Origin of the sequence: Pseudoalteromonas sp. PS1M3, from assembly GCF_016865405.1 — a bacterium.
Taxonomy (GTDB): Bacteria; Pseudomonadota; Gammaproteobacteria; order Enterobacterales; family Alteromonadaceae; genus Pseudoalteromonas; species Pseudoalteromonas marina.
On the sequence record NZ_AP022624.1, the window covers coordinates 476,238 to 500,303 of the forward strand.

The window sequence follows — 24,066 nt, forward strand, 5'->3', positions numbered from 1 at the left end:
GTATTTGGCTCCGAATGTCGTTTAAATGCCATTGTGCTGGTAGCACTAGAAGACGAAGTTATGATTGGTTTTACTTTTTTTTTAGTATTAGTTAACCACAGTGTTTTTAATAATTCATATAGATTCGGGGTTTTTAATAAGGCACCTGTTTTATTGGTGAAGGTACTTGGATTAGTGCTAATCTAACTTTAACAGTCGGTGCTAGTATTTCAAGCTAAAACCTACTTGCAGAAAACTCTACAGTTTCTAAACCGGTATACGGGAATTTAACTATATTTGGTAGTGTTCCTGCAAAAGCTATAGGCTTAGTTAAACATTAAATTATTAGCATAACTTAACAAGTCTGGTAGAATTGCTTTACTAAATACCAATTAAATCTTAAAGGATTAACATGAGAATTGCCGTGGTAGGTACAGGCTATGTAGGCCTTTCGAACGCTATGCTTTTATCGCAACACAATAAAGTGGTTGCACTTGATATTGACGAGCAAAAAATAGCATTACTCAATAACAAGCAATCGCCGATTGTTGATACTGAAATTAGTGAATTTTTAACGCGTGATGATTTAAATTTTACAGCCACTACCGACAAAGTTGCCGCTTATAAAAATGCTGACTTTGTGATAATTGCAACGCCTACGGATTACGACGTTGAAAATAATTACTTTAATACCAGCTCAGTAGAAGCCGTAATTAAAGATGCAATGGCACATAATCCTAATGCGGTTATGGTTATTAAGTCGACTATTCCGGTTGGCTTTACGGCTGATATTAAAAAGCAACTTAACGCTGAAAACTTAATATTTTCCCCTGAGTTTTTACGTGAAGGCAAAGCCCTTTACGATAACTTACACCCGTCACGTATTGTTGTAGGTGAGCAAAGTGAGCGCGCTACTATTTTTGCAAACTTACTTAAGCAAGGCGCTATTAAGCAAGATGTTGAAGTATTATTTACTGACTCAACTGAAGCTGAGGCCATTAAGCTATTTTCTAACACTTACTTAGCTATGCGCGTTGCGTACTTTAATGAGCTAGATAGCTACGCAGAGGCACACGGTTTAAACAGCAAGCAAATTATACAAGGTGTTGGATTAGACCCACGTATTGGTAATCATTATAACAACCCATCGTTTGGGTATGGTGGCTACTGCTTACCAAAAGACACCAAGCAACTACGTGCTAACTACCAAAACGTACCAAACAATATTATTGGCGCAATTGTAGACGCAAACACAACACGTAAAGACTTTATTGCCGATTCAATCATTAAACGCAGCCCGAAAATTGTGGGTGTGTATCGCTTGGTAATGAAAACCGGCTCAGATAATTTTAGAGCTTCTGCAATTCAGGGCATTATGAAGCGTATTAAAGCCAAAGGCATTGAGGTGGTTGTTTATGAGCCAGTGCTTGAAGAAAATGAGTTTTACCATTCACGCGTTATAAAAGACTTAAATGAGTTTAAGCAAATGTCTGACGTTGTAGTTTCGAACCGAATGGTTGAAGAGCTAAGCGACATTGCCGATAAAGTATATACGCGTGATTTATTTGGTAGCGATTGATTAAGATATTAGTTATCAGATATCAGTTATTAGATACTGCTTTAAAAGCCGCTGAAATCTAGGTTGATGCGGCTTTTAGCTTTAAATTAGGAAAATTATGAAATACTTAGTTACAGGTGCTGCAGGTTTTATTGGTGCAGCAACGTGTCAAAAATTATTGGCTGCTGGCCATGTGGTTATAGGTATTGATAACCTAAATGATTATTACGATGTAAATTTAAAGCTTGCACGCTTGGCGCAATTTGAAAGTCACGATAATTTTACGTTTATTAAGCTTGATATAAGCGAACGTAAAGCAATGAGTGAATTATTTGCAGCAGAGCAGTTTGATAAAGTAATACACTTGGCTGCGCAAGCGGGTGTGCGCTATTCAATAGAAAACCCAGACGCCTATGCCGACTCTAACTTAGTAGGTCACTTAAATGTGCTTGAAGGGTGTAGGCATAACAATGTTAAGCACCTTGTTTATGCGTCGTCTAGTTCTGTTTATGGCCTGAATGAAAAAACACCATTTGAAACAACCGACAGTGTTGACCACCCGGTATCGTTTTATGCAGCAACTAAAAAAGCAAATGAGCTAATGGCACATAGCTATTCTCATTTATATAGTTTACCAACCACAGGTTTACGCTTTTTTACGGTTTATGGCCCATGGGGGCGCCCAGATATGGCGCCGTATATTTTTACTAAAAAAATACTCGACGGCAATACCATTGATATAAACAACAATGGTGATATGTGGCGCGACTTTACTTACATTGATGATATTGTAGAAGGTGTTGTACGTGCTGCCGATGTAATACCCGAAGCAACCCCAAGCTGGCGTGTAGAAAGCGGCTCGCCAGCTACAAGCTCTGCTCCTTATGCGGTTTATAATATTGGCCATGGTAGCCCAATAAACCTAATGAAGTTTATTGAAGCCATTGAGGCCGAGCTTGGTACCGAGGCAAGCAAAAACTTCCGTGAAATGCAGGCGGGTGATGTGTATAAAACCTATGCAGACACGCAAGACTTGTTTAATGCCACGGGCTATAAAGCTCAAGTTGGTGTTAAGCAAGGCGTTAGCGAGTTAATTAAGTGGTATAAAAGCTTTTATAAATAAGCTTTATAAGTTTAAAAACACAGCTTTATATAAGCTGAATTTTTAATTAACTGACAACTGACAATGTATTTTTTATTCATCTTCTATCTACATTTAATCTGTTAGTTTAAAAATAATTAATTCAAAAAATAAAGGACTACCCATGAAAGCTGTAATTCCTGTTGCTGGCCTTGGCACGCGTATGCTACCCATGACCAAAGCAATCCCTAAAGAAATGCTCCCTATTGTTGATAAGCCCCTTATTCAATACATTGTTAATGAATGTGTAGCTGCAGGTATTAAAGAGGTTGTGTTAGTTACTCATAGCTCTAAAAACGCGATTGAAAACCACTTTGATACCAGTTACGAGCTTGAAGCAACACTTGAAAAACGCGTTAAACGCACACTGCTTGAAGAAGTGCGTTCTATTTGCCCAAGTGATGTAACCATTATGCACGTTCGCCAAGGTGAGGCTAAAGGCTTAGGCCATGCTATTTTGTGTGCAAAACCTATTGTAGGGAATGACGATTTTGTAGTTGTATTACCTGACGTAATACTTGACGCATACACGGCTAACCAAAAAACAGAAAACCTAGCCGCTATGATTGCACGTTTTAATGAGACGGCAGCAAGCCAAATTATGCTTGAACCTGTGGCTATGGATGATGTGAGCAAATACGGTATTGCCGATATTAATGGGGTGCAATTAGCGCCAGGTGAAAGCGCTAAAATTAAAACTATGGTTGAAAAGCCGGATGTTGATGTTGCGCCTTCAAACCTTGCTGTTGTTGGCCGTTATGTATTAAGTAAAAACATTTGGCCATTACTTGCTAAAACACCAGTAGGGGCGGGTGGCGAAATACAATTAACTGACTCGATTGATGCGTTAATGGCACAAGAAACGGTTGAGGCATTTCATATGAGTGGCCGCGCGCACGACTGTGGCGATAAGCTTGGTTATTTAAAGGCGATTGTTGAATACGGTATGCGCGATGAAAAGCTGGGTAAAGAGTTTGCGCAGCATTTAAATACATTGGTTAATGGTGAAAATGCACCAACACTTAACAATGTGGTTAATTTGTAATAAACAATTTGGCTTATTTTAAAATTATGAAACCGTGTTTAGTTTAAACACGGTTTTTTTGTTTTTTAGGTAAGCTTTGTATTTGGCTGATAAAGTGAATAAGACATTGTTTTCACCACAGAGAAGACAAGGAGCAGTTCAGGAAAAGTGATTTTAAGGCCAATTTATTGTAATAAGCTCTTCTCTATTTAGCGCCTAGCACCTCTGTGTTCTCAGCAGTCAAAATTGTCTTGCGGTTAAATTTTTTACCTAAATGATAAAGTGAATAAAACACGATTATCACCACAGAGAAGACAAAGAGAAGTAAAGGAGGAGATGCTAAAAAATATTATGTTTCCTCAGTGTAGCGCGCAGCGCCTCGGTGCGCTCGGTGGTTAAAACTGTCTTGCGATTAAATTTTTTACCTAGATGATAAGTGAAAAAAAACACTATTATCACCACAGAGAAGACAAAGAGAAGTAAAGGAAGAGATGCTAAAAAATAGTATGTTTCCTCAGTGTAGCGCGCAGCGCCTCGGTGCCCTCGGTGGTAGAAATTGTTTTTTGGCAAGCTTTGTATTTGGCTGATAAAGTGAATAAACAATTATCACCACAGAGAAGTAAAGGAGCAGTGCAGGAAAAGTGATTTTAAAACCAATTTATTGTATTAAGCTCTACTCAGTGTAGCGCGCAGCGCCTCGGTGCCCTCGGTGGTAGAAATTGTTTTTTAGGCAAGCTTTGTATTTGGCTGATAAAGTGAATAAACACTATTATCACCACAGAGAAGTAAAGGAGCATTGCAGGAAAAGTGATTTTAAAACCAATTTATTGTATTAAGCTCTACTCAGTGTAGCGCGCAGCGCCTCGGTGCCCCCGGTGGTAATTATTTTTAGAGTTATTTCCACGTAGGCGTGAAGCTTGCACACGCGAAAATTGCTAAACGCGCTAGCAAGCAAAGCGCCTACAAAAACAAGCTTGAATACTCTGGTGGTATTTAGTGACGTTCAGTTTTGGATAGGTATTATATCGCCTTTGAAAGCGCGAAATAAATTCGCACTTTCAAATTTAAAAGTTAGCTGAGAGGGCGATTCTCGAAAATGCTTCGCCATATACATCTTTACCTAGGTAAAGCTCAGCGCCTAGGCTTTTAGCACCCCAAACAGGTTTGTTTAGTTTACGCGTATAGGCTGTTTGTAGTTCATAACTGGTTTCGTAACCATCACGTTTGTTTGTAAGGCCACGAAATGTTGTATTTAAGCTTTCTTTAGCGCTAAGCTGCCAATGCCAATTAACACTCATCGATTTAGCTGGGGTATAGTCGGTGTAGTCGTGCTCATCGCCAGCCCAGTGGCCAATAACATTGCCTGAATTACGATTTCCGTCTTGGTATATACTATTTGCATACCAGCTTTTTTGTAAATTACTATGTTCAAAACGTAGGCTGTGTTCGTTTGCAACAAAAGGTAAATAAAGCCCAAAGCTGTATGCATTATTGCGAGAGCCGCCAAGTGTATCTTCAAGCGCAATTTCACCATAAAGCTCATACGGCAAATTAAATAGGTTGTTATTGTATTCAAAGGTGATTGAGCCTAATTGGTCGCCCAGTTCGAAATTTGCATCAACCTCTTCGGCATCAGCACGACTTACATTATCTTTTCCGCCAGGGTCAAAAAAACCTTCAGCAAAATCTTTCAATGTAACGCTGCGCGGGCCACCACCAAATTGCATTAAGCGACTTAGGCCAATCGTTAAATTATCTGTTGCAGAAAAGCTGGTATGAAGGCCAAATAAATAAGGCTTGCCTGGTTTGTATTCACGAGTAACTCCTTTTTGCTTTGTCCCTTCTAAAATTCCACGCTGCTCAGTCATTTTGCTAATAAATATGTCGTATCGAATATTAAAGCTGGTTATTGGCTCAACATTACTCATGGTAATTGACGGTGTTGTTTTAGCTTGCGTGCTTAATAGCATGGCGCTGTCGTTAAAAGGTGAATACCAATGCTCACGGTAGCCTATATCGAGTTGTGCGTATTTATTACCTAGGTAAATAAAGCTTTGGGTTGGGAGTATTTCGTCTTCGTTTGCAATGCCTGCCACACTTACACCAAAGTAACGGCCAAAGTTAGCGTAAGCGCCACCTTCAACAATTAAGTTGGTTTTAGTGGTTTGCCCTCGTTGGTTTGGCAGTGTTTTGTTTTTTGTACCAGCAGCAAGGGTTGCTTTAGCAAATGCGCCTGCATCGCTTTGAATATACGGGCTTATTTGGTACGACAGGGTTTGGTAAAGCTCTGGGTAACTATGTCTAATGGTTTGCAGCACATTGTATATATCGTGCGCTTTATAAGGCCTGCTCATAATGTGGGTATTTTTACTTACTGCTAAAAGGCGCTCTACATTATGCTCTAATTCTGGTGCTTGGTTTAAAGGTAAATAGGGCGACACGCCTCCTTTAGCTAAAGCGTTTGTGCTTAATGCTAATGCTATAAGTAGCGATATTTTTTTGAGCATAATTATTCCGTTAGCCAATTTTTAAAGTAAGTAAATACGTTAATGCGAGGTTAGCAATAAATACGTTAGTAAGAAAGAAAAAAGCGTTAATACATAGTGGTTTTAAGTTGCTAATTATAAGGTGAAGTTTCTAGATATTAGATGGCAGTTACAGGTGTTAGTTTTCCGTTTAAGTTGGCGGCAGTTATCAGAATAGTCATTAAGGTTTGTATTGATGGCGGAGTTTTTCAAGTTAGTTGTCGCCTCAAGTTAAATTTTATGCCGCCCGCATTTCTTCTTTTTTCTCAGGGTTTAAATTTACTTCATTTATCATTGACCAGTCTCGTGACTTCCCTGACCAACGGCTTGGGTTATTCAATTTAGCTGCGTCGTTTACCTGCTGACGCTTAGCTAATATTTCTTTATCTAAACCTGAATGACGTTGGTTTGGCGTCACAAATTTTATACCACTGTGTAGGTGCTCATTATTGTACCAATCAACGAACCCACTTACCCATTCTCTTGCTGCGCTTATATCTTCAAATGGCTTTTCTGGGTATTCTGGGCGATACTTTAACGTTTTAAATAACGACTCAGAGTATGGATTGTCATTACTTACTGACGGTCGACTAAATGATGGCACAATCCCTAACTCCTGTAATGTTGCCAGTAATGTCGCGCCTTTCATTGGGCTGCCATTATCTGAGTGTAACGTAACTTGCTCGCGCTTTATTTGCTCCCGACTGCAAATATCCTTCATTAAATCTGCGGCTAATTCACTTAACTGTGAGTCGTAAACTTGCCAGCCAACAACCTTTCGACTAAAAATGTCCATCACTAAATATAAGTATAAAAATTGCCCTTTTACGCTCGTTGGTAAATAGGTGATATCCCAAGTGTAGACTTCATTTGCACGCACTGCTTTCAATACTCTTGGCTTTTTTATCGGCTTAGCTGGCTTTACTTTTTCTCTATGCGTTAATAAGTTATGTGCCTTCATGACACGATAAAACGAACTTTCAGACGCTATCCATATGCCCTTATCAAGCAGCTTAGGGACTATTTTACTGGCCGGTAAATGCCCATATTCGGCTGAATTAGCCGTATTAATAATGCGCTGCCGCTCTAACTCTGTGAGACGGTTAGGCGGCTGTTTTTTCGTACTCGTCCGTTTGTCAGTCATATCGTCTGCTTCAATCCACCGCTGAACGGTTCTTAGTGTCAGTCCAAGTAACTCACATGCCTTTTCTTTCCTTGCCCCTGAAGCCTGTGCGTTTGTGATAAGCGTTATTAATTCATGTCGCTCAGTCGCTGTTGTTAATCGTCCTCGTTGAAACCCCAAAGTGCATCCGCTTTTTTTTTGAGTACAAGTAGAGCGGCAGTTTCAGCTAAGGCCTTATCTTTGCGATTCAGTTCTTTTTGCAGTTGCTTTATTTCTTGCTTAAGCTGTTTACTGTCTGACTTTACTGTTTTATTTGAAGGTGGTGTTACTAAGTCTTTCTTCCATTGCTGAATATGATGCGGATAAAGCCCTATATTACGGCAGTATTCATTTATGGCGGCTTCATCTAAACTTCCACACTCAATTACTGCGTTGAGTCTTTCTTCTAAACTCCAGTCTTGTGGTCGTTTTTCTGCTGTCATTTGGCTACCCGTCTGGTGTATTTCAAGTTGATGCTTTTTTGCCAGTGCTATCCAACGTTGTAACGTTGAATAACCGACACCTAAGTCATCTGCAATATCTTCTAAGCGAACATCATCACATTGAGATAATGCTTTTTCAACAGCTTGAACTTTAAACTCTTGTGTAAATTGACGTTTCATTTTATTTGCCTCTGCTAAATGTTAGAGGCGACAACTATCCTGACACAGGGGGATGGGCGTTATTTACAAAAGTGACTTATTCACCACAGAGAAGACAAGGAGCAGTGCAGGAGAAGTGATTTTAAAACCAATTCATTGTATTAAGCTCTTCTCTGTGTAGCGCGCAGCGCCTCGGTGCTCTCGGTGGTCAAACTTGTTATGTAACTTGGGCGCCGTACCTAGTTGATAAAGTGAATAAGCCATTATTATCACCACAGAGAAGACAAGGAGCATTACAGGAGAAGTAATTCTAAAACATACATATTATATTACGCTCTTCTCTGTGTGGTGCGCTGCGCCCCAGTGTTCTCGGTGGTAATTAAACTCCATTAAGAAATACAACAAAAAGTGATTTATGCACCACAGAGAAGACAAGGAGCAGTGCAGGAGAAGTGATTTTAAAACCAATTCATTGTATTAAGCTCTTCTCTGTGTAGCGCGCAGCGCCTCGGTGCTCTCGGTGGTCAAACTTGTTATGTAACTTGGGCGCCGTACCTAGTTGATAAAGTGAATAAGCCATTATTATCACCACAGAGAAGACAAGGAGCATTACAGGAGAAGTAATTCTAAAACATATATATTGTATTACGCTCTTCTCTGTGAAGCGCGCTGCGCCCCAGTGTTCTCGGTGGTAATTACTTTTTAGAGTTATTTCCACGTAGGCGTGAAGCTTGCTCACGCAAAAGGTTGTTAATGTAACTATGTGTAAATTAAACGCACCAGCAAGCAAAGCGCCTACAAAAGCTGATTGCGGTTTATCGATGGTCAAAATTATTTATAGGCAAGTTTTCTATCTACCTGATAAAGTGAATAAGGCATTATTATCACCACAGAGAAGATAAGGAGCAGTGCAGGAGAAGCCATTTAAAAACCAATGCATTGTATTACGCTCTTCTCTGTGAAGCGCGCAGCGCCTCAGTGTTCTCGGTGGTAATTAATTTTTTGAGTTATTTCAAAGAAGGTGTGAAGCTTGCTCACGCAAAAGGTTATTTATTTAACTATCTATAAACAAAGTACGTTAGCAAGCAAAGCGCCTACATTAAATTCGCTGTGCGACTGTAAGTTCGCATTAGTCGATGAGCATTCCAGCTTGTACCTTAACTTATATTGTGTGAAAAATTTGTATTTATGCTTATTGATAATAAAGCTGCGTCTATTAGCAAAACCCACTATGCTATGGGCTATTCGTTATTTATATTTTTAAGGGTTTATCATGATTGAACAAGGCCAAAACTTACCAGAGGTTACACTTACGCAGTTAACAAGCGAAGGTATGCAAACACTGACTAACAAAGAATTATTTGATGGTAAAAAAGTGGTGTTATTTGCTGTGCCGGGGGCGTTTACGCCAACGTGTTCAAATGCGCACTTACCTGAATTTATTACGCTTGCTGATAAAATTAAAGCAAAAGGTGTTGATGCTATTTATTGTGTTTCGGTAAACGATGCCTTTGTAATGAAAGCATGGGGCGACTCGCAAAACGCTGAAGAAATTTTAATGCTAGCCGATGGTGATGCAAGCTTTACCAAAGCACTCGGGCTTGAAAAAGACACCGCTGGCTTTGGTGGTATTCGTTCATCTCGCTACGCGATGATTGTAAATAACGCGGTTGTTACTGGGTTATTTGTAGAAGAAGGCAAAGATTTTACAGTAAGCCGTGCGGAACATGTTCTAGAAAAGCTTTAAGGCCCCATTTAGTTGTCAAATATGAATTAGTAGAAAGCAGCTGTCAGTGGTTAGTTATCAGATCATAGGTACTTGGAAGTCATCAGAATAGTCACTAAGGTTTGTATTGGTGAGCGTTATTTACAAAAGCGATTTTTGCACTACAGAGAAGGCAAGGAGTAGTGCAGGAGAAGTTACTAGCAAATAGTATATTTTATCTGAGTAGTACGCAGCGCTTCAGTGTGTTAGATGTTGTAAAATAACTCAAACTAATTGGCTTTGGTTTTATCATTTACTACTCATTCGCTTCTCGTTGCGCATTAAGGTTTTATTTAAATGTCAATTATTCACAAAGAGGCTTAGAGACGCTGCGCTTTAGAAGGTTTCGTTGTAGCAGAGGCTTTACCCGCGCGTTGTTTTGATATAAAAGTGATGATGTCACCACACAGAGCACCGAGCAGTACAGGAGAAGTAATATTACGCTCTTCTCCGTGCAACGCGCAGCGCTTCGGTGTTCTCGGTGGTAGAAATTGTTTTGTAGCTTAGGCTTTGCACCTAATTGATAAAGTGAATAAAACATTATTATCACCACAGAGAAGGCAAGGAGTAGTACAGGAGAAGTAATTTTAAAAAAATATATTGTATTACGCATTTCTCAGTGTAGCGCGAAGCGCCTCAGTGTTCTCGGTGGTAGAAATTGTTTTGTGGTTAGGCTTTGCACCTAGTTGATAAAGTGAATAAAACATTATTATCACCACAGAGAAGACAAGGAGCAGTGCAGGAGAAGTAATTTTTAAACAAATATATTGTATTACGCTCTTCTCAGTTTAGCGCGAAGCGCCTCGGTGTTCTCGGTGATAGAAATTGTTTTGTAGCTTAGGTTTTGCAACTAGTTGATAAAGTGAATAAAACATAATTATCACCACAAAGAAGGCAAGGAGCAGTGCAGGAGAAGTAATTTTTAAACAAATATACTGTATTACGCTCTTCTCAGTGTAGCGCGAAGCGCCTCGATGTTCTCGCTGGTAGAAATTGTTTTGTAGCTTAGGCTTTGCAACTAGTTGATAAAGTGAATAAAACATTATTATCACCACAGAGAAGACAAGGAGTAGTACAGGAGGAGTGAGCTTAAAACAAATATATTGTATTACGCTCTTCTCAGTGTAGCGCGAAGCGCCTCGGTGCTCTCGGTGGTCAAAATTGTTTTGTAACTTAGTTTTTGTACCTACTTATATACTAAATGAGACGTTATTATCACCGCGCAGAAGGTAAGGAGCGGTGCAAGAAAACTGAAAAGTTTTTCAAAGCTCAAACGGCGCTACGCCTACGGCTTTCATTTTGTAACCTACCTGCGCTAATTCACCTGACCAAGTTTCTGTTGTAATGACACCGGTGACGACAATTGCATCGTAAAGGCTTTCGATTGGTACGCCGCCTTTTATAGTAACGTGTACAAGCTGGTTAGGTGGCGGTGGTGGTACGTGTATGCAGGCGCCAAAATACGGTACTAATAAAAATTCGGTGATTACTTCGCTATCGCCCTCTAGCGGTACAACAAAGCCGGGTAAGCTGACAGATTGCCCGTCTAGTTCTTTTACTACAGGAGCGTCTAGGTCGGGCTGTACCCAGTTTTGATCGCTGCCTTCGTGGTTTGCTTGTGCTTGGGTATCTATTTGCACATGGCCTTTTGGAATTAAGTCTTCCCAAAAAATTTCTTTAGGTGGGTTAGCGTTACTTGAAAAGTTAATAATAGCTAAGCTTAATATGCAAAAAGCATTTAATGCCGTTTTAAAAAGTGTCATAAAATTCCTAAACATTATGTTTTTATGCTCATGCCGTCGCTGAGTGAGTAAAAATAAGCACGAGTTGCTGGTATTAAGCCAATAATAAAACCCGCCGCCATAATAACGCCTATGAGGGTGAGTTCATAGCGTGAAAGCATAGCTATATTTACACTAATGCCCGCATGGCTTTGTAGGTAGTCGGCTCCTAAAAGTAATGTGGCGTAAAATAATGCACACCCAAGCACACAGCCTAAAAACGTTGTAAGCAAGGATTCCATACTTATAAGTGTAAATAGCTGCCATGGCCTTGCACCAACTGAGCGTAATATAGCAAGTTCACGGCGGCGTTGATTAAGGTTTGCAAGTAATGTGGTTAACATACCAAGCAGGCTTATCAGCACGACAACAAATGAAAAAAGTAGTAGTATTTTTTCAACAATGGCGAGCATTTCCCATAAGTCTTTTAGCGTGACGGTAGGCATAATGGCTAATAGGGCCTCGGGCTTGTACTGATTTATATTGCGCCTAATTTGTAGTGTATACAAAGGCGAGTCAAACCCCATTAAAAATGCAGTGACTTGTTTAGGGTGACCAGTTAGGTTGTTATGTTCATCGTGTTCATGACTTGCGTTACCGCCGTGAATTAAATCAATAGCGGCAAGCGGTATATGCAGTGTTTTGTCGACCGGGGTACCCGTCGGGTTTAAAATACCGACTACTTCAAACGGGTTGTCGTTGTGATGATGAAAACTGGTATTACCCATACCGTGGGATATTACAATGCTATCGCCCAGCTTATAGCCTAGTTTTGTAGCTACCTCATTGCCCAATACCACGCCGTGAATAGTGCTAAAAGGATTACCTGCACTAAAACTCAAATGTTGTTTTTTAGCAAAGCGGTAATGGGTAAAGTAATCGGGGGTTGTGCCTAACACGGCTTGGCCTTTGTGGCTGTCGCCAAGGCTAATAGGAATGCTCCACTTTACGCCGCGTTGGCTTGTTATGTATTTGTAGCTTTGCCAGCTCACGCCATTATTGGTGTGGCCAATTCTAAACACCGATGAAAGCAGTAATTGAATATCGCCGGTGCGGGCTCCTACAATTAAATCGGTACCCGAAATGGTATTGCTAAAGCTGCTTTTAGCATCAACTCTAACACGTTCAATACTTAGCAATAACATAACGCTAACGGCAATGGTAAACAGTGTTAAAACAACACTTGCACGTCTATTTAATAGGCTTTTAAAAGCAAGCTTTGTAAGGATCATAATGCCTCCTGCAAACTTATTAAGTCGATTGAGCGATTAAACAGCGGCTTTAAGTTTTCGTCGTGGCTTACAAATATCAGTGTGCTGTTTGTATTACTCGCTTGTTCAAACAATAAGTTAATAAAGCTTTCGCGGTTTTGTGTATCAAGGGCTGAGGTTGGCTCGTCGGCAATTATAATTTCAGGGTTACCAATAAATGCGCGTGCGGCGGCCACGCGTTGTTGTTGGCCAATGCTTAATTCTGCCACATTTTTATTATGATATTGCTCGGTTAAACCCAGTGAGTTCAGTAACCGTGTTGCTTCATTATTTAACGCGGCAGAGTGGCTTAATGCTTTTTGTTGGCGTTTTTTTGAAAATTGGCATCCCAGTATTACGTTTTCAATAGGCGATAGATATGAAAGTAAGTTGAAGTTTTGAAAAATAATACCAATGTGGTCAGCTCTAAATACATCTCGTTGAGTGTTACTTAGGGTATTTAAGGTCTGGTTTAGTAACGTGACATTGCCGCTGGTGGCTTCATTTATACCGGCAAGTAAGGCAAGTAAGGTTGATTTTCCCGAACCACTTGGGCCATGTAAAAAAACATGTTGGCCTTTTTCAATGTTAAGTTTGCTAATAGTTAGCGTGGGCGTTTTATCGTTTTTATGCCATTTAAAAGTAACGTTATTAAGGCTTATCATTGTTTTGTTTACCACTTCCAATAATTAAGGTTTTTGCGCGTTTTAAACTGCCTAATAATATTAAACGGTTTAGGTTTTAGCTTTTCGTCACTAAGTAAAAACTCATTCGTTGCAGCCACTACTCGCTCACTTGATTTACCGTCTGTGTATGGGTGCAGCTGTTGGCAATAGCTTTCTATATTTTGCATCAATGTTTTAGGGGAGGTAAATGCAAGGTCTATCGCGTCTTCTAGCTTATTTGGATCTGTTACGTTTAGTAAATGCTTGTCTGGGGCATTATTACAAAAGGTCACAACAGGCTTTCGCTGCACTATAAACATTAAAAGCACCGATGAGGTATCACACAGCATTACATCGGCCGACTTTAATAAGGGGACTACGTCGTCGGTTTCGATAAACGTTAAGTTTTGATTACTTAACGCTTTGTATTTATCAATAAGCTCAATAGGCATTTTAGGATGAAACTGCATTAATATGCGCCACTTTCCTGTTTCGCTAAAGTGCTTTATTTGCTCGTAAAGTTTAGGTGCAAGTGATAAACGTTTTGAAAAAGTAGAACAAATTAAAAGTGTAGGGCGAGTGTCGGCTTTGCTGGTATATGGGGTTTGTAATTCGCCAGTAAACAAGCGGTCGAGCGTTGGCCAGCCAGTTTCAGTCACTTTAAAATAACCCAGCTTTTTTTGTAAGGCTTTAAATGGCACTGTGGTATTGGGGCCTTGAGTACAGTAAAGATCAAAGCAGCCCCTTGCTTTTAGGTGGTCGTTGTTACCTTTTTTATCAAGTTTTCCGGCATCAAAACCATGAAATACACCCACTTTAATACCCGGAAAAAACGTAGGAATTAAATTAGCCGGTGCAAACGTAGCATCGGGTTTCCAGTTGTGAATGTCGTCTATTGAATTAAGGCGTATTTCATCGGGTGTTAAAAAGTCAGGGTTTACAGAGCTACCTTGTAAAAACCAGCGTACCTGACCACCATTCGCTAATATGGCCGCCTGAATAGGCCTCAAAATTGCGTATGAATAATTTTGAGATATATACATTAAGTATTTTTTATTTTTGGTGGTGGTTAAGTAGTTCAAGCTAGCTCCTCGACTCTTTAGCACAGCTAGTTTACCCGATTGTGACAACCATATAAATATTCTTGCTAAATCTCTTAACCAAAGTTCAGGTTATTTAGTTTCAAGCCCAAGATTGAGCTTTGAAGTTGGCTGGATTATCATACCGCACATAACCCCATACCATACTTTGCTCATAGAGCATCCCTAACCCCGGAGATAGCATGACTAGCTATAAAGTTTTAGACGTAAACGATGATTTACCCATCCGCACCAAAGGTGAAGTACACAGTGGTAAAGTGCGTTCGGTTTACTGGCTAACAGACGAAGACAGTGCACGATTAATTAAAGATAAAGGCTACAAAGTACCCGCAGGTACTGAGCTGGCTATTATGGTAATTTCGGACCGTATTTCAGCATTTGATTGTATTTGGCAAGGTGAAAATGGCTTAAATGGTGTGCCGGGTAAGGGAATAGCACTTAACACCGTTGCATCATATTGGTTTAAATTATTTGACGAAGCAGGCCTAGCTGGCAATCATATTGTGGATATTCCGCACCCATATGTATGGATTGTTCGTAAAGCAAGCACAGTTAAGGTAGAGGCGATAGCGCGCCAATATATTACGGGTAGCATGTGGCGTGATTACGCTAAAGGGACACGTAACTTTTGCGGTATAGATTTACCTGAAGGGTTAAACGCGAATCAAAAACTCGATAATGTACTTATTACGCCATCAACCAAGGGGATTATTGAAGGCGTTGCCGACATACCGCCAGTAGACGATGTAAATATTACCCGCGAGAACATAACAAATAACTTAGACGTATTTAATTTTAAGTCGGAAGACGACGTTGCAAAATACGAAAAGCTGTTAGTAGAAGGCTTTGGCTTAATTAGTAAAGAGCTTGCCAAGCTTGACCAAATTTTTGTAGATACCAAGTTTGAATTTGGTTATGTAGAAGACCTAAATGGTGCACAACAGCTTATTTATATCGACGAAGTGGGTACACCAGATTCATCGCGTATATGGGATGGCGCTGCGTATCGAGATGGTAAAATTGTTGAAAACTCTAAAGAAGGCTTTCGCCAATTGTTAATTAATAACGTGCCAGAAAGCGACGTATTACTAAACAAAGATCGCATGGCTGAGCGTGAAAAATTAGCAAAAGAGTATATTTTACCCGAATCAGTCATGCTTGAAGTGTCTAATACTTATGTGGGTATTGCCAGCAAAATAGTTGGTGAAGCAATTACTATTCCTGAAGATCCGCGCCAAGAGGTCATTTCTATTTTAGACGCTGATTATGGCTTAATTGTAAAATAGCCATACTAAAGAACTAAAAAACCCAGTGGCTAACTTTTTATTTTTAGTTACTGGGCTATATTCCTTGCAATTAACCCCTGTAATTAATTACCTTAACCTAACGTTAATAGTTAGGTGTTGTTATGTTTGAACGTTGTTTGCAAAAAATAACTAAAAGTTGCCGTTTTTTAACCATGGGTTTGTTTTTTGGTTACTTTTCTAACGCCGCTGCACTGGAGTTGGTAGTAGAAGATCAACACGGTAGTAAACTAGCAAATGCTGTTATTGAGCTACACTTTAACGCCGAGCAATTAGCCAAGCCAAATCTTCCTGTAGCCACTATGGACCAAGTTCATAAACAGTTTTTGCCAGAGCTATTAGTTGTGCAAAAAGGGCAGCAAGTTGACTTTCCAAATAGCGATAATATTCGCCACCATGTGTATTCTTTTTCGCAAGCTAAGCCTTTTCAGCTAAAGTTATATTCAGGGCAACCAAAAGCACCTATTACTTTTGATAATCAAGGGGTCGTTGTTTTGGGGTGTAATATTCACGACTCCATGGTTGGCTACATATATGTGGCAGGTAGCAAACATGTTTATAAAACAAATAAGCAAGGCAAAGTAACCTTGCCAAATAACCTATTACCGATTGAATTAAGCGTATGGCACGCTTTGCAAACAGCACCTTTGGAGAATAAAAAAATTATAACAGTAAGCGCTAAAAGCAAACACACCATAACGGTAAACACATCTACACCAGCACCAAGAAACACCTTTGGTAGCAAATTTAAGGCTGGTAATGACTCATAGTTTAAAAAACCGAATTACCTCACTCTGCGTAGGGCTGGTGTTATTAACAACGCTGGTGAGTGTTGCTAGTTTTTGGTGGTCAACAAGTCAGTTTCAGGAACAAAAAGTAGACCAAGACATAAGTGTTGCGCAAAACGTTTATAAGCAATATTTAACCTCAAAAGAAAGCCTCCTGTTAACTGCGGCTAAAGTATTAACTGCCGATTTTGGTTTTAAACAAGCGGTTGCCACGCGCGATGCGGGTACCATAAGCAGTGTTTTGTATAATCACAGCCAACGGATAGACGCGCAATTAATGTTGCTTATAGATTTATCGGGTCAGCTAATTTCGTCAAATTTAGAGCAAGGTGCCTTTGAAGACGACTTGCGACCTTTACTCGCAGAGCTTTTTAACGCACAAGAGCAATCTACATTTGTAGTGTTAAACAATGAGCTTTACCAGGTCATTTTATTACCTGTAAAAGCCCCAAGAACCATAGCTTACAGTTTAGTGGGCTTTAAAATAGACGACAGTGTTGCAAGCGAGCTTAAAAGCTTAACGGGTATGGATGTAAGTTTTGTAGGCAGTGCCGACAACCTAGTTATTAGCTCGTTAGATGAGCGCCCAACGCCTTTTGAACCGGTGAGTTATTTTAACTCGGCCACCACCTCACGAATATTTGGCGAGTACCCGGTTTACCGAAACCGAGATATTAATTTAGCCTCTTTGGCAACACACCCAATTATTATTTTATTAAGCGCCGATTTAACACAAAGTTATAGCGATTTTGAAAAGCTATTTTTTACCCTTATTATTTTGTCTATCTTAACGATGTTTGTAGGTGTAATAACAAGTAGCTTATTAGCAAATAACTTAACAACGCCGCTTTCTCAGCTTGTTGTAATTGCTAAGCAGTTTGCACAGGGTAATTATAATTTTGAGTTTAAAGGTAAAAAACAAAGCACAGAAATAACGACCTTAGTCAATGCGTTCGACAACATGGGTAACGACATCAACAAGCGTGAACAACAAATTAGTTTTCAGGCACGACACGATACTTTAACCGGCTTTTATAATCGCTCTGCGATGTTAGAAGTGTTGGACAAAGAATTAAGCGAATTAACTCAATATACGCTTGTAGCTATAGATATAAAGGGCTTACGCCATATAAACGACAAGCTGGGCCCGCGCATTGGCGATGAATGTATAAAAACCGTGGCATGCAGAATTAGTGAGTTTTCGGATGAGTTTGGTGGGATTCATGCGCGTATTGGGGGAGATGAGTTTTTAACGGTATTTCCAAGCAGTGCGGTTAGCGAGAAAAAGTGCGGCATAGAGGGATTAATTGCTAGGCTTCAAGAGTGTTATACCATTCAAAAGCTAAAAATTAACTTACAGTTTAGTACCGGGGTATTGCAGTACCCATCGCAAGGTACTGCCAGTGACGACTTAGTAAGGCGAGTGCTTATTGCCGTAGAAAATGCGGCCAATAACCAAAACCATATACATTATTACCAAGATGGCGAGGACGAGGCCCACTTAGATCGTTTAATTATGCTTGATGAATTAAAGCAAGCTATTAGCGACGACGATGGTCAGCTGTTTATGACCTACCAGCCTAAGCTGCATATGCAAACTCAAAAAATAGATAAAGTTGAGTCGCTTATTCGTTGGCAGCGTAAAGATGGCAGCTGGGTTAATCCCGAGTTATTTATTGATTTAGCTGAGCGCTCAGGGCTAATTGTTGAACTAACGGCGTGGGTAATAAATACCGTTGTTGCACAAGTTGCCGACTGGAAATCGAAGGGCATTGAGCTTCAAGCCGCTATTAATGTATCTGCACAAGATATTGCGTTTCCGGGGTTTCATGCCGCGTTAGTCGCTACGCTAAAAAAACATAATGTGGATGCAAGGTTAATCACTATTGAATTAACCGAGCGCGACATGATAGAAAACGAAGAAAAGGGTATTAAAGCGCTTAAAGATTTAAAACAAATTGGCGTTAAAATATCGCTTGACGATTACGGGGTAGGGCAAACATCGCTGGGGCGTTTAAAAATGTTACCTATTGATGAGCTTAAGCTCGATAAATGTTTTATTTTAAAACTAGATGCCTCTCAAAAAGATCAATTTATAGTGCAGTCGTCAATTACGCTTGGGCATCAGTTAGGTTTTTCGGTGGTGGCTGAAGGGGTCGAAACCGAAGAGTCGTTAGCTTTACTTGAAACAATGCAGTGCGACCATGCACAAGGTTACTACCTTAGCCGGCCTTTAAAAGCTGATTTATTAGAACAATGGCTGGAAGAATACTATGGTAAAAATTAAGCATTTATTTGTCAGTGTTTTATTGCTAATAAGTTTGCCAACGGTTGCCAACAGTAGCGGAAAGTTACTAGCAACACCGGGTGTATCTCAAGTTGAAGGTAGCGGCGGTGGCGGTATTGTGCCTTGGGCTCAGCTTGCAGGTTATGCGAGCGAAGATGAATTTTCGGTAAATGGTTTTTGTAGCCGAGCGGATGTAAGCGATTACGCATTAAATGTATGTGGTGCGCAGTTAAACTTATTTAATCGGGTGGAGCTAAGTTACGCAAAACAAGAGTTTGACGTGCCAGCACTTAACACCGAAATAGAGCAATCGATTACTAGTGCAAAAATACGTTTATATGGTGATATTGTTTACAGCCAATGGCCGCAATTAAGTTTAGGTATACAGCATAAATCGCTAGATGACGGCACCGTAGCCAAACTTGTTGGTGCAGAGGATACCAGCGGTACAGATTATTACTTGGCTGCCAGTAAGCTTCACTTAGGTGCTTTTGCAGGTTATAACTGGTTTTGGAATGTAACAACACGCTATAGTGAAGCCAATGAACTTGGACTACTCGGTTATGGTGGCGGCAATGCTGACAGCGCGTTTTTATTTGAAGGTAGCACCGCTGTATTTTTAAGTCGTGAATTGGCAATCGGTATTGAGTATCGTCAAAAAGCGAATAACTTAAACCTGGGTGAGCAAGACTGGAAAGATGTTTTTGTTGCCTGGATGCCTAATAAAAATGTGAGTGTAACTGCCGCATATTTAGATTTAGGGCGTATTGCAGGGGCAGACGATCAAACCGGTTGGTACTTATCGGTAACAGGGTATTGGTAATGAAGTTAATTGCAGTTGGGTTTTTATGTGTTGGTATTTTAATGGGCTGTGCGAATAAAGCACCGCCTACTTTATATTACCAAATTGGCGGTAACGCCGGCATAGAAAAACTAATTGATAGCTTTATTAATCAAATTGGCAATGACGAGCAGGTATTTCACTACTTTGAGCACACAAACATAGCGCATTTTCGCCAAGGTTTTATTTTGCATATGTGCATGCTTACCGATGGTCCGTGTAAATACAGCTACGCAGGTGATTCAATGGTAGACATACACACCGGCATGAATATAACAGAAAAAGATTTTAATCATGTTGTTGATTTATTAGTGAATGCCATGAATGAGCAAAACATACCTCATCCTATTCAAAATAAAATTTTGTCAAAAATGGCGCCATTAAGAGGCGATATTATTAACATATAGTAGGTCGCAGTCATGCAGCAAATATATAGAACCACAATTATAGCTTTCTAGTTATCATTGACAGATTAGCTGATATTTTTTTGCGTTGCATATGTAAATTTAATCTGTGTTTTAAATTTCTAATAAATGTACTCTTATTAGAATGCCTACCTGAATTTGCCTTTGCTATTTCACTTTCAAATTGGCTATCAGTGGCAATTGGATATGGCTTAATACCTACGATATTGAGCCCAACTTCACTATGAAATTGCATATCAACATCAACAGGTCTAAAAAATGGCTTTCTGTGCAGAAGTTTCTTAGCCCCCTCTAAAGATAATATATATCCTTGAGCTCCATTTGGGATTTTAAAGTAATTCCCTAAAACAAATTCACTTTCAAGGGATTGTGTATTAATAAATGGTAAATCTCGGCTATCAGAAAGTTTTATAAGATCCCAATTTTTTAATTTTTCTGCTGATTCAATCGTATTAGTTAAATGCGATTTAATTATAATGTCGTCCTCAAGTATTACGCATATAGGTATCGAATGTGTAACTATATGCTCCCAGACTCGCATATGGCTAATGTAACAACCTATTTCTCCTAGGGTTAAGTTGCGATGATATGAGTTTTTATTCTTTTTCGGGCAATACCAGTTGAGAAACTCTTGCTCACCAAGATTTTTACCAATAGTAGCTTCAAAGCGTTCTGCACTTATATTAAGATCTTTAAGTCGCTTTTGAACTTCATACCAACGGGATTCACAAGGTTTCATATTGATAATAAATATCGAAGTTTTCATTTTTTAATTACTTTATTGTTGTAGCTTAATAGTCTTTAAGCGAAATAGATTTATTTAAAAAATCCAGTTTATGTAATGAGACTCAATAATTTTACTCTATCGAAGCTATATATTATTTATAAACTGAGAAAAGGTACTTGTTAAAACTGTATTGGGTTTGGATAACAGCTATAACGAAACCTGCTCTTCCATCTAAAAAACCTAGCCTTAAAAAATAATGTCGAATAAAAGCAAATATGGCAGAGCCTGTAGCTTTTGATAATGAGGTTTTTTTTCCTTTTTGAATTATTTGCTTTGCGCCTATGTTAGCGTAGTGGTTTCTTTTATTAAGATATGTAAAAATATCTTGGTGTTGGAAGTGTAAAATGTTTTCTTTTAATGTAATTAGCTCACAGTCTTTTATTACAACAGATTCATGCACTAAATTTTTGTTGTAACTGGTTTTTTTCTTGTTATAAATACGGGCAATATGATCAGGGTGCCAGCCACTATGATAAATAAACTGGCCACAAAAATATGTTAGCCGATTTATTCTTAATACATTTTCTTCACTACACCTAGGTAAAGTATTAAGTATCTCATTTTTTAATGTTTCACTAACTTCTTCATCGCAGTCAATAGCAAAAATCCAGTCGTTACTAGCTAACTGTTCAGCTCTTCGACGTTGCTCGCCAAACCCTTGCCAATCCTCTCTAATAAATATCTTATCGGTGTATTTTTTTGCAATTTCGAGTGTATTATCTGTGCTGCCGGAGTCAAGCAGAATAATCTCGTCAGCCCATTTAACTGATTCTAAACAGCGGGCAATTGTACTTGCCTCATTCTTACAAATAATACAAACAGATAGTTTCAAAATATTCTTCTCATAATTAAGTTATTGACGATAGACCCAAACATAAATCCATCTACATATTAGTAACTATAGTATTCCAAAGTATTACTTTTAAGACCATTTTTATAGCTGTTTTTATAGCTATTTTTAAAATAATAAATGCTAGAGTTAATATTGCCTAATTACTTAGTATTATTTAATCAAATTTTTTGATTATATTGTTTTATACTACAGGGAATTTTTTATGAAATATCTTGTTGATGCAAAGTGGCTTAAGATACGTTTAGAACAAACTAACTTAGTTATTTTTGATGCGGGTATGCTTCGCCCCGGGGTTTTAAGAACTTATATGCCTGAAGCTATGCTACCCAATGCAAAGCGGTTTGACATAAAAAATGAGCTAGCAGATAAATCAAACCCGCTATCAAGCACAATGTGTAATGCACAGCAGTTTACACAGGTTATGCAGCATGCGGGTGTAAACCATGATTCGTTTATTGTGGTATACGAAGATGCTGGCTTATTTAGTGCTGCAAGGGCGTGGTGGATGCTAAAAGCCATGGGGCATCACAATGTAAAGGTTTTAAATGGCGGCCTTAAAAAGTGGTTAGCGTGCCGCTATGCAGTGCAGCAAGGTTATAGTGAGGCTTTAACGTGTGGTAATTTTGAAGCAAGTTATAATCCAAATTACTTTATTGACCGCCAGCAAGTATTAGCAGCCATAGATGATGTGAATACTATATTGTTAGATGCGCGTGCCTATAAACGCTTTACTGGTGAAGAGAGCGAACCTCGAAAAGGCATGCGAGGTGGGCATATACCACAAAGCCGTTCATTGCCTTTTTTAGATTTATTAACCGATGGCGAGGCTAAAGCTTTTGAAGAAATAAAGATAAAATTTGAGAACGCTGTAGGTACTGCAGAGTATATTCAATTTAGCTGTGGATCAGGTATTACAGCGTGTATTTTAGCTTTATTTGCTGATGAATGTGGTTATAAAAACTTAAGTGTTTATGACGGTTCTTGGAGTGAGTGGGGCGCGAGTGATTCATTGCCTATCACCAAAGATGTATAAGTGAAAATACCATAACAAGCAATTTTTGTAGGCGCCTTGCTTGCTGGCACGTTTAATTTATACATAGTCACATTAACAACCTTTGCGTGAGCAAGCTTCACGCCTACGTGTGGGTAACTTTAAATGTTTATTACCACCGAGAGCACCGAGGCGCTGCGCGCTACACTGAGTAGAGCGTAACGTTTGATTGGTTTTAAAATTACTTCTCCTGCACTACTCCTTGTTTTCTCTGTGGTGAATAAGTCACTTTTTGTTGTATTACTTAATAGCATTTAATTACCACCGAGCGCACCGAGGCGCAGCGCGCTACACTGAGAAGAGCGTAACGGTTGATTGGTTTTAAAATTACTTCTCCTGCACTGCTCCTTGTCTTCTCTGTGGTGATAATAATGTTTTATTCACTTTGAAACCTTTTACAGCTTGTATCCATACGGGCAGTTATTACAGCCATTTTTACAACAGGTTCCTCGCTTTAAAAAAAACCACTTACTAAATACCATGTAGCCATTTTGCATAGTGTAGTCGAGCTCTTCAATTAAGTTATCGTTTCCTCTAAATGCTTTCGCAAACTCTATTTGGCTTTTTATTGGCTGAGTATAAAGCTCTTCAAGGTAGTGATTAATTTTATTGAGTGTACAGGTTTGGCACAAACAGCTTGTTGCTGTTGCGTCTAGGGGTAAAATAGCGGGTAACTGGTTACACCAACATGCGGTTATATTATTTACATTACAGTTAAGCACTGTATTACATTGGCTGCAGTTTGTTTGAGTCATTTTAGTTCTTATCAACAGTAGAGCGCCAAGAATAACAAATATTATGAATATACAAAAAGCCTTAGCAGAATTTATTACGTTTTCGGCACAAAGAGACAATGCAATATCGGTTATTGTGTCAACGCCTGCATATGGTCAAGCGCCCTTATATACATTAAAAACTGACGTATTAGTTGGTGTAATTAAACGCTGTTTGAGTGGTGAAATAAATTTAGATGACTTAGAGCTTTGGGCTAACGTTATTGAGTCACGAAAAGACGTTGATTGCGCTCAACACGAGGGCGTTATTTATGCGCTTAGTAATAGCGAGCAAATGGGCGAGCTTGATCACCAAAAGCTTGAAAAAATACTGGCATTGTTAAAGGGTTAAAGTTTAGGTTAACTTAAAACCGCATTTAAATTAAATGCGGTTTTAGTATTTTT

The 24,066-nt window shown here is 39.2% G+C and carries 20 protein-coding genes; 11 read left to right on the plus strand and 9 right to left on the minus strand.

All coding sequences use genetic code 11. The features are described 5' to 3' along the window. The first annotated feature begins 391 nt into the window (after positions 1–391). From PS1M3_RS02190 to galU, 3 genes are all read left to right on the plus strand, one after another. Positions 392–1,558, plus strand: coding sequence for a nucleotide sugar dehydrogenase (locus PS1M3_RS02190; RefSeq protein WP_203986067.1), 1,167 nt, complete (start codon positions 392–394; stop codon positions 1,556–1,558). Positions 1,559–1,655: 97 nt separating this feature from the next. Next, a complete protein-coding gene (locus PS1M3_RS02195) occupies positions 1,656–2,660 on the plus strand; it encodes an NAD-dependent epimerase (protein ID WP_203986069.1) in 1,005 nt (334 codons plus the stop codon). 142 nt (positions 2,661–2,802) lie between these two features. Then, a complete protein-coding gene (gene galU, locus PS1M3_RS02200; protein ID WP_203986072.1) occupies positions 2,803–3,723 on the plus strand; it encodes a UTP--glucose-1-phosphate uridylyltransferase GalU in 921 nt (306 codons plus the stop codon). Between the two features lie 1,043 nt (positions 3,724–4,766). Here the strand turns inward: galU and PS1M3_RS02205 are convergent. Beyond that, positions 4,767–6,209, minus strand: coding sequence for a capsule assembly Wzi family protein (locus PS1M3_RS02205; RefSeq protein ID WP_203986075.1), 1,443 nt, complete (start codon positions 6,207–6,209; stop codon positions 4,767–4,769). 256 nt (positions 6,210–6,465) lie between these two features. Continuing rightward, positions 6,466–8,012, minus strand: a protein-coding gene (locus tag PS1M3_RS02210; protein WP_086007399.1) for an IS3 family transposase whose coding sequence is annotated in 2 segments (ribosomal slippage) — positions 6,466–7,532 and positions 7,532–8,012 — 1,548 coding nt in all. Because the reading frame shifts where the segments join, the coding sequence is not laid out codon by codon here. 1,252 nt (positions 8,013–9,264) lie between these two features. On the opposite strand from PS1M3_RS02210, the gene PS1M3_RS02215 reads away from it, so the two are divergent. Further along, positions 9,265–9,738 (plus strand): peroxiredoxin, encoded by a 474-nt coding sequence (locus tag PS1M3_RS02215; protein ID WP_203986078.1) that lies wholly within the window; start codon positions 9,265–9,267, stop codon positions 9,736–9,738. Between the two features lie 1,280 nt (positions 9,739–11,018). Here PS1M3_RS02215 and PS1M3_RS02220 read toward each other — a convergent pair. From PS1M3_RS02220 to PS1M3_RS02235, 4 genes are read right to left on the minus strand one after another with little or no spacing between them, the layout of a single operon-like run. Next, the gene (locus PS1M3_RS02220) at positions 11,019–11,519 is read right to left on the minus strand and encodes a DUF3299 domain-containing protein (protein WP_203986080.1); all 501 of its coding nucleotides are present in this window, start codon (positions 11,517–11,519) and stop codon (positions 11,019–11,021) included. A gap of 14 nt (positions 11,520–11,533) precedes the next feature. Continuing rightward, entirely contained in the window at positions 11,534–12,769 is a 1,236-nt protein-coding gene (locus tag PS1M3_RS02225; protein WP_203986083.1) for an ABC transporter permease, read from the minus strand. Beyond that, on the minus strand, positions 12,766–13,452 hold the full coding sequence (locus PS1M3_RS02230; protein ID WP_203986086.1) for an ABC transporter ATP-binding protein: 687 nt from the start codon (positions 13,450–13,452) through the stop codon (positions 12,766–12,768). The genes PS1M3_RS02225 and PS1M3_RS02230 overlap by 4 nt, the downstream gene beginning before the upstream one ends. Positions 13,453–13,460: 8 nt before the next feature. Further along, on the minus strand, positions 13,461–14,534 hold the full coding sequence (locus PS1M3_RS02235) for a CDP-glycerol glycerophosphotransferase family protein (protein ID WP_203986089.1): 1,074 nt from the start codon (positions 14,532–14,534) through the stop codon (positions 13,461–13,463). 200 nt (positions 14,535–14,734) lie between these two features. Between PS1M3_RS02235 and PS1M3_RS02240 the strand changes: the two genes are divergently transcribed. From PS1M3_RS02240 to PS1M3_RS02260, 5 genes are all read left to right on the plus strand, one after another. Beyond that, on the plus strand, positions 14,735–15,838 hold the full coding sequence (locus PS1M3_RS02240; RefSeq protein WP_006792040.1) for a phosphoribosylaminoimidazolesuccinocarboxamide synthase: 1,104 nt from the start codon (positions 14,735–14,737) through the stop codon (positions 15,836–15,838). A 122-nt stretch (positions 15,839–15,960) separates the two neighbouring features. Continuing rightward, positions 15,961–16,626 carry a methylamine utilization protein gene (locus PS1M3_RS02245; RefSeq protein WP_138739978.1) on the plus strand — a complete coding sequence of 222 codons (666 nt, stop codon included), beginning with the start codon at positions 15,961–15,963 and terminating at the stop codon, positions 16,624–16,626. After that, the gene (locus tag PS1M3_RS02250; RefSeq protein ID WP_203986092.1) at positions 16,616–18,931 is read left to right on the plus strand and encodes an EAL domain-containing protein; all 2,316 of its coding nucleotides are present in this window, start codon (positions 16,616–16,618) and stop codon (positions 18,929–18,931) included. The genes PS1M3_RS02245 and PS1M3_RS02250 overlap by 11 nt, the downstream gene beginning before the upstream one ends. Beyond that, entirely contained in the window at positions 18,918–19,754 is an 837-nt protein-coding gene (locus PS1M3_RS02255; RefSeq protein ID WP_058428313.1) for a DUF3034 family protein, read from the plus strand. Before PS1M3_RS02250 ends, PS1M3_RS02255 begins: the two co-directional genes overlap by 14 nt. Further along, positions 19,754–20,179: a group 1 truncated hemoglobin gene (locus tag PS1M3_RS02260; RefSeq protein ID WP_010555622.1), complete on the plus strand. Its 426-nt coding sequence runs from the start codon at positions 19,754–19,756 to the stop codon at positions 20,177–20,179. The genes PS1M3_RS02255 and PS1M3_RS02260 overlap by 1 nt, the downstream gene beginning before the upstream one ends. Positions 20,180–20,216: 37 nt before the next feature. Here PS1M3_RS02260 and PS1M3_RS02265 read toward each other — a convergent pair whose 3' ends face one another. Further along, a complete protein-coding gene (locus tag PS1M3_RS02265; protein WP_008130205.1) occupies positions 20,217–20,963 on the minus strand; it encodes a glycosyltransferase family 25 protein in 747 nt (248 codons plus the stop codon). 112 nt (positions 20,964–21,075) lie between these two features. Continuing rightward, positions 21,076–21,816: a glycosyltransferase family 2 protein gene (locus PS1M3_RS02270; RefSeq protein WP_008130207.1), complete on the minus strand. Its 741-nt coding sequence runs from the start codon at positions 21,814–21,816 to the stop codon at positions 21,076–21,078. Between the two features lie 223 nt (positions 21,817–22,039). Between PS1M3_RS02270 and PS1M3_RS02275 the strand changes: the two genes are divergently transcribed. Continuing rightward, entirely contained in the window at positions 22,040–22,870 is an 831-nt protein-coding gene (locus tag PS1M3_RS02275) for a sulfurtransferase (protein WP_203986094.1), read from the plus strand. 413 nt (positions 22,871–23,283) lie between these two features. On the opposite strand, the gene PS1M3_RS02280 is transcribed toward PS1M3_RS02275, so the two are convergent. Further along, complete coding sequence (locus PS1M3_RS02280) at positions 23,284–23,643, minus strand: DUF5522 domain-containing protein (protein ID WP_203986096.1); 360 nt, start codon at positions 23,641–23,643, stop codon at positions 23,284–23,286. A gap of 43 nt (positions 23,644–23,686) precedes the next feature. Between PS1M3_RS02280 and PS1M3_RS02285 the strand changes: the two genes are divergently transcribed. Then, positions 23,687–24,013 carry a hypothetical protein gene (locus tag PS1M3_RS02285; RefSeq protein ID WP_008130215.1) on the plus strand — a complete coding sequence of 109 codons (327 nt, stop codon included), beginning with the start codon at positions 23,687–23,689 and terminating at the stop codon, positions 24,011–24,013. Positions 24,014–24,066 lie beyond the last annotated feature (53 nt).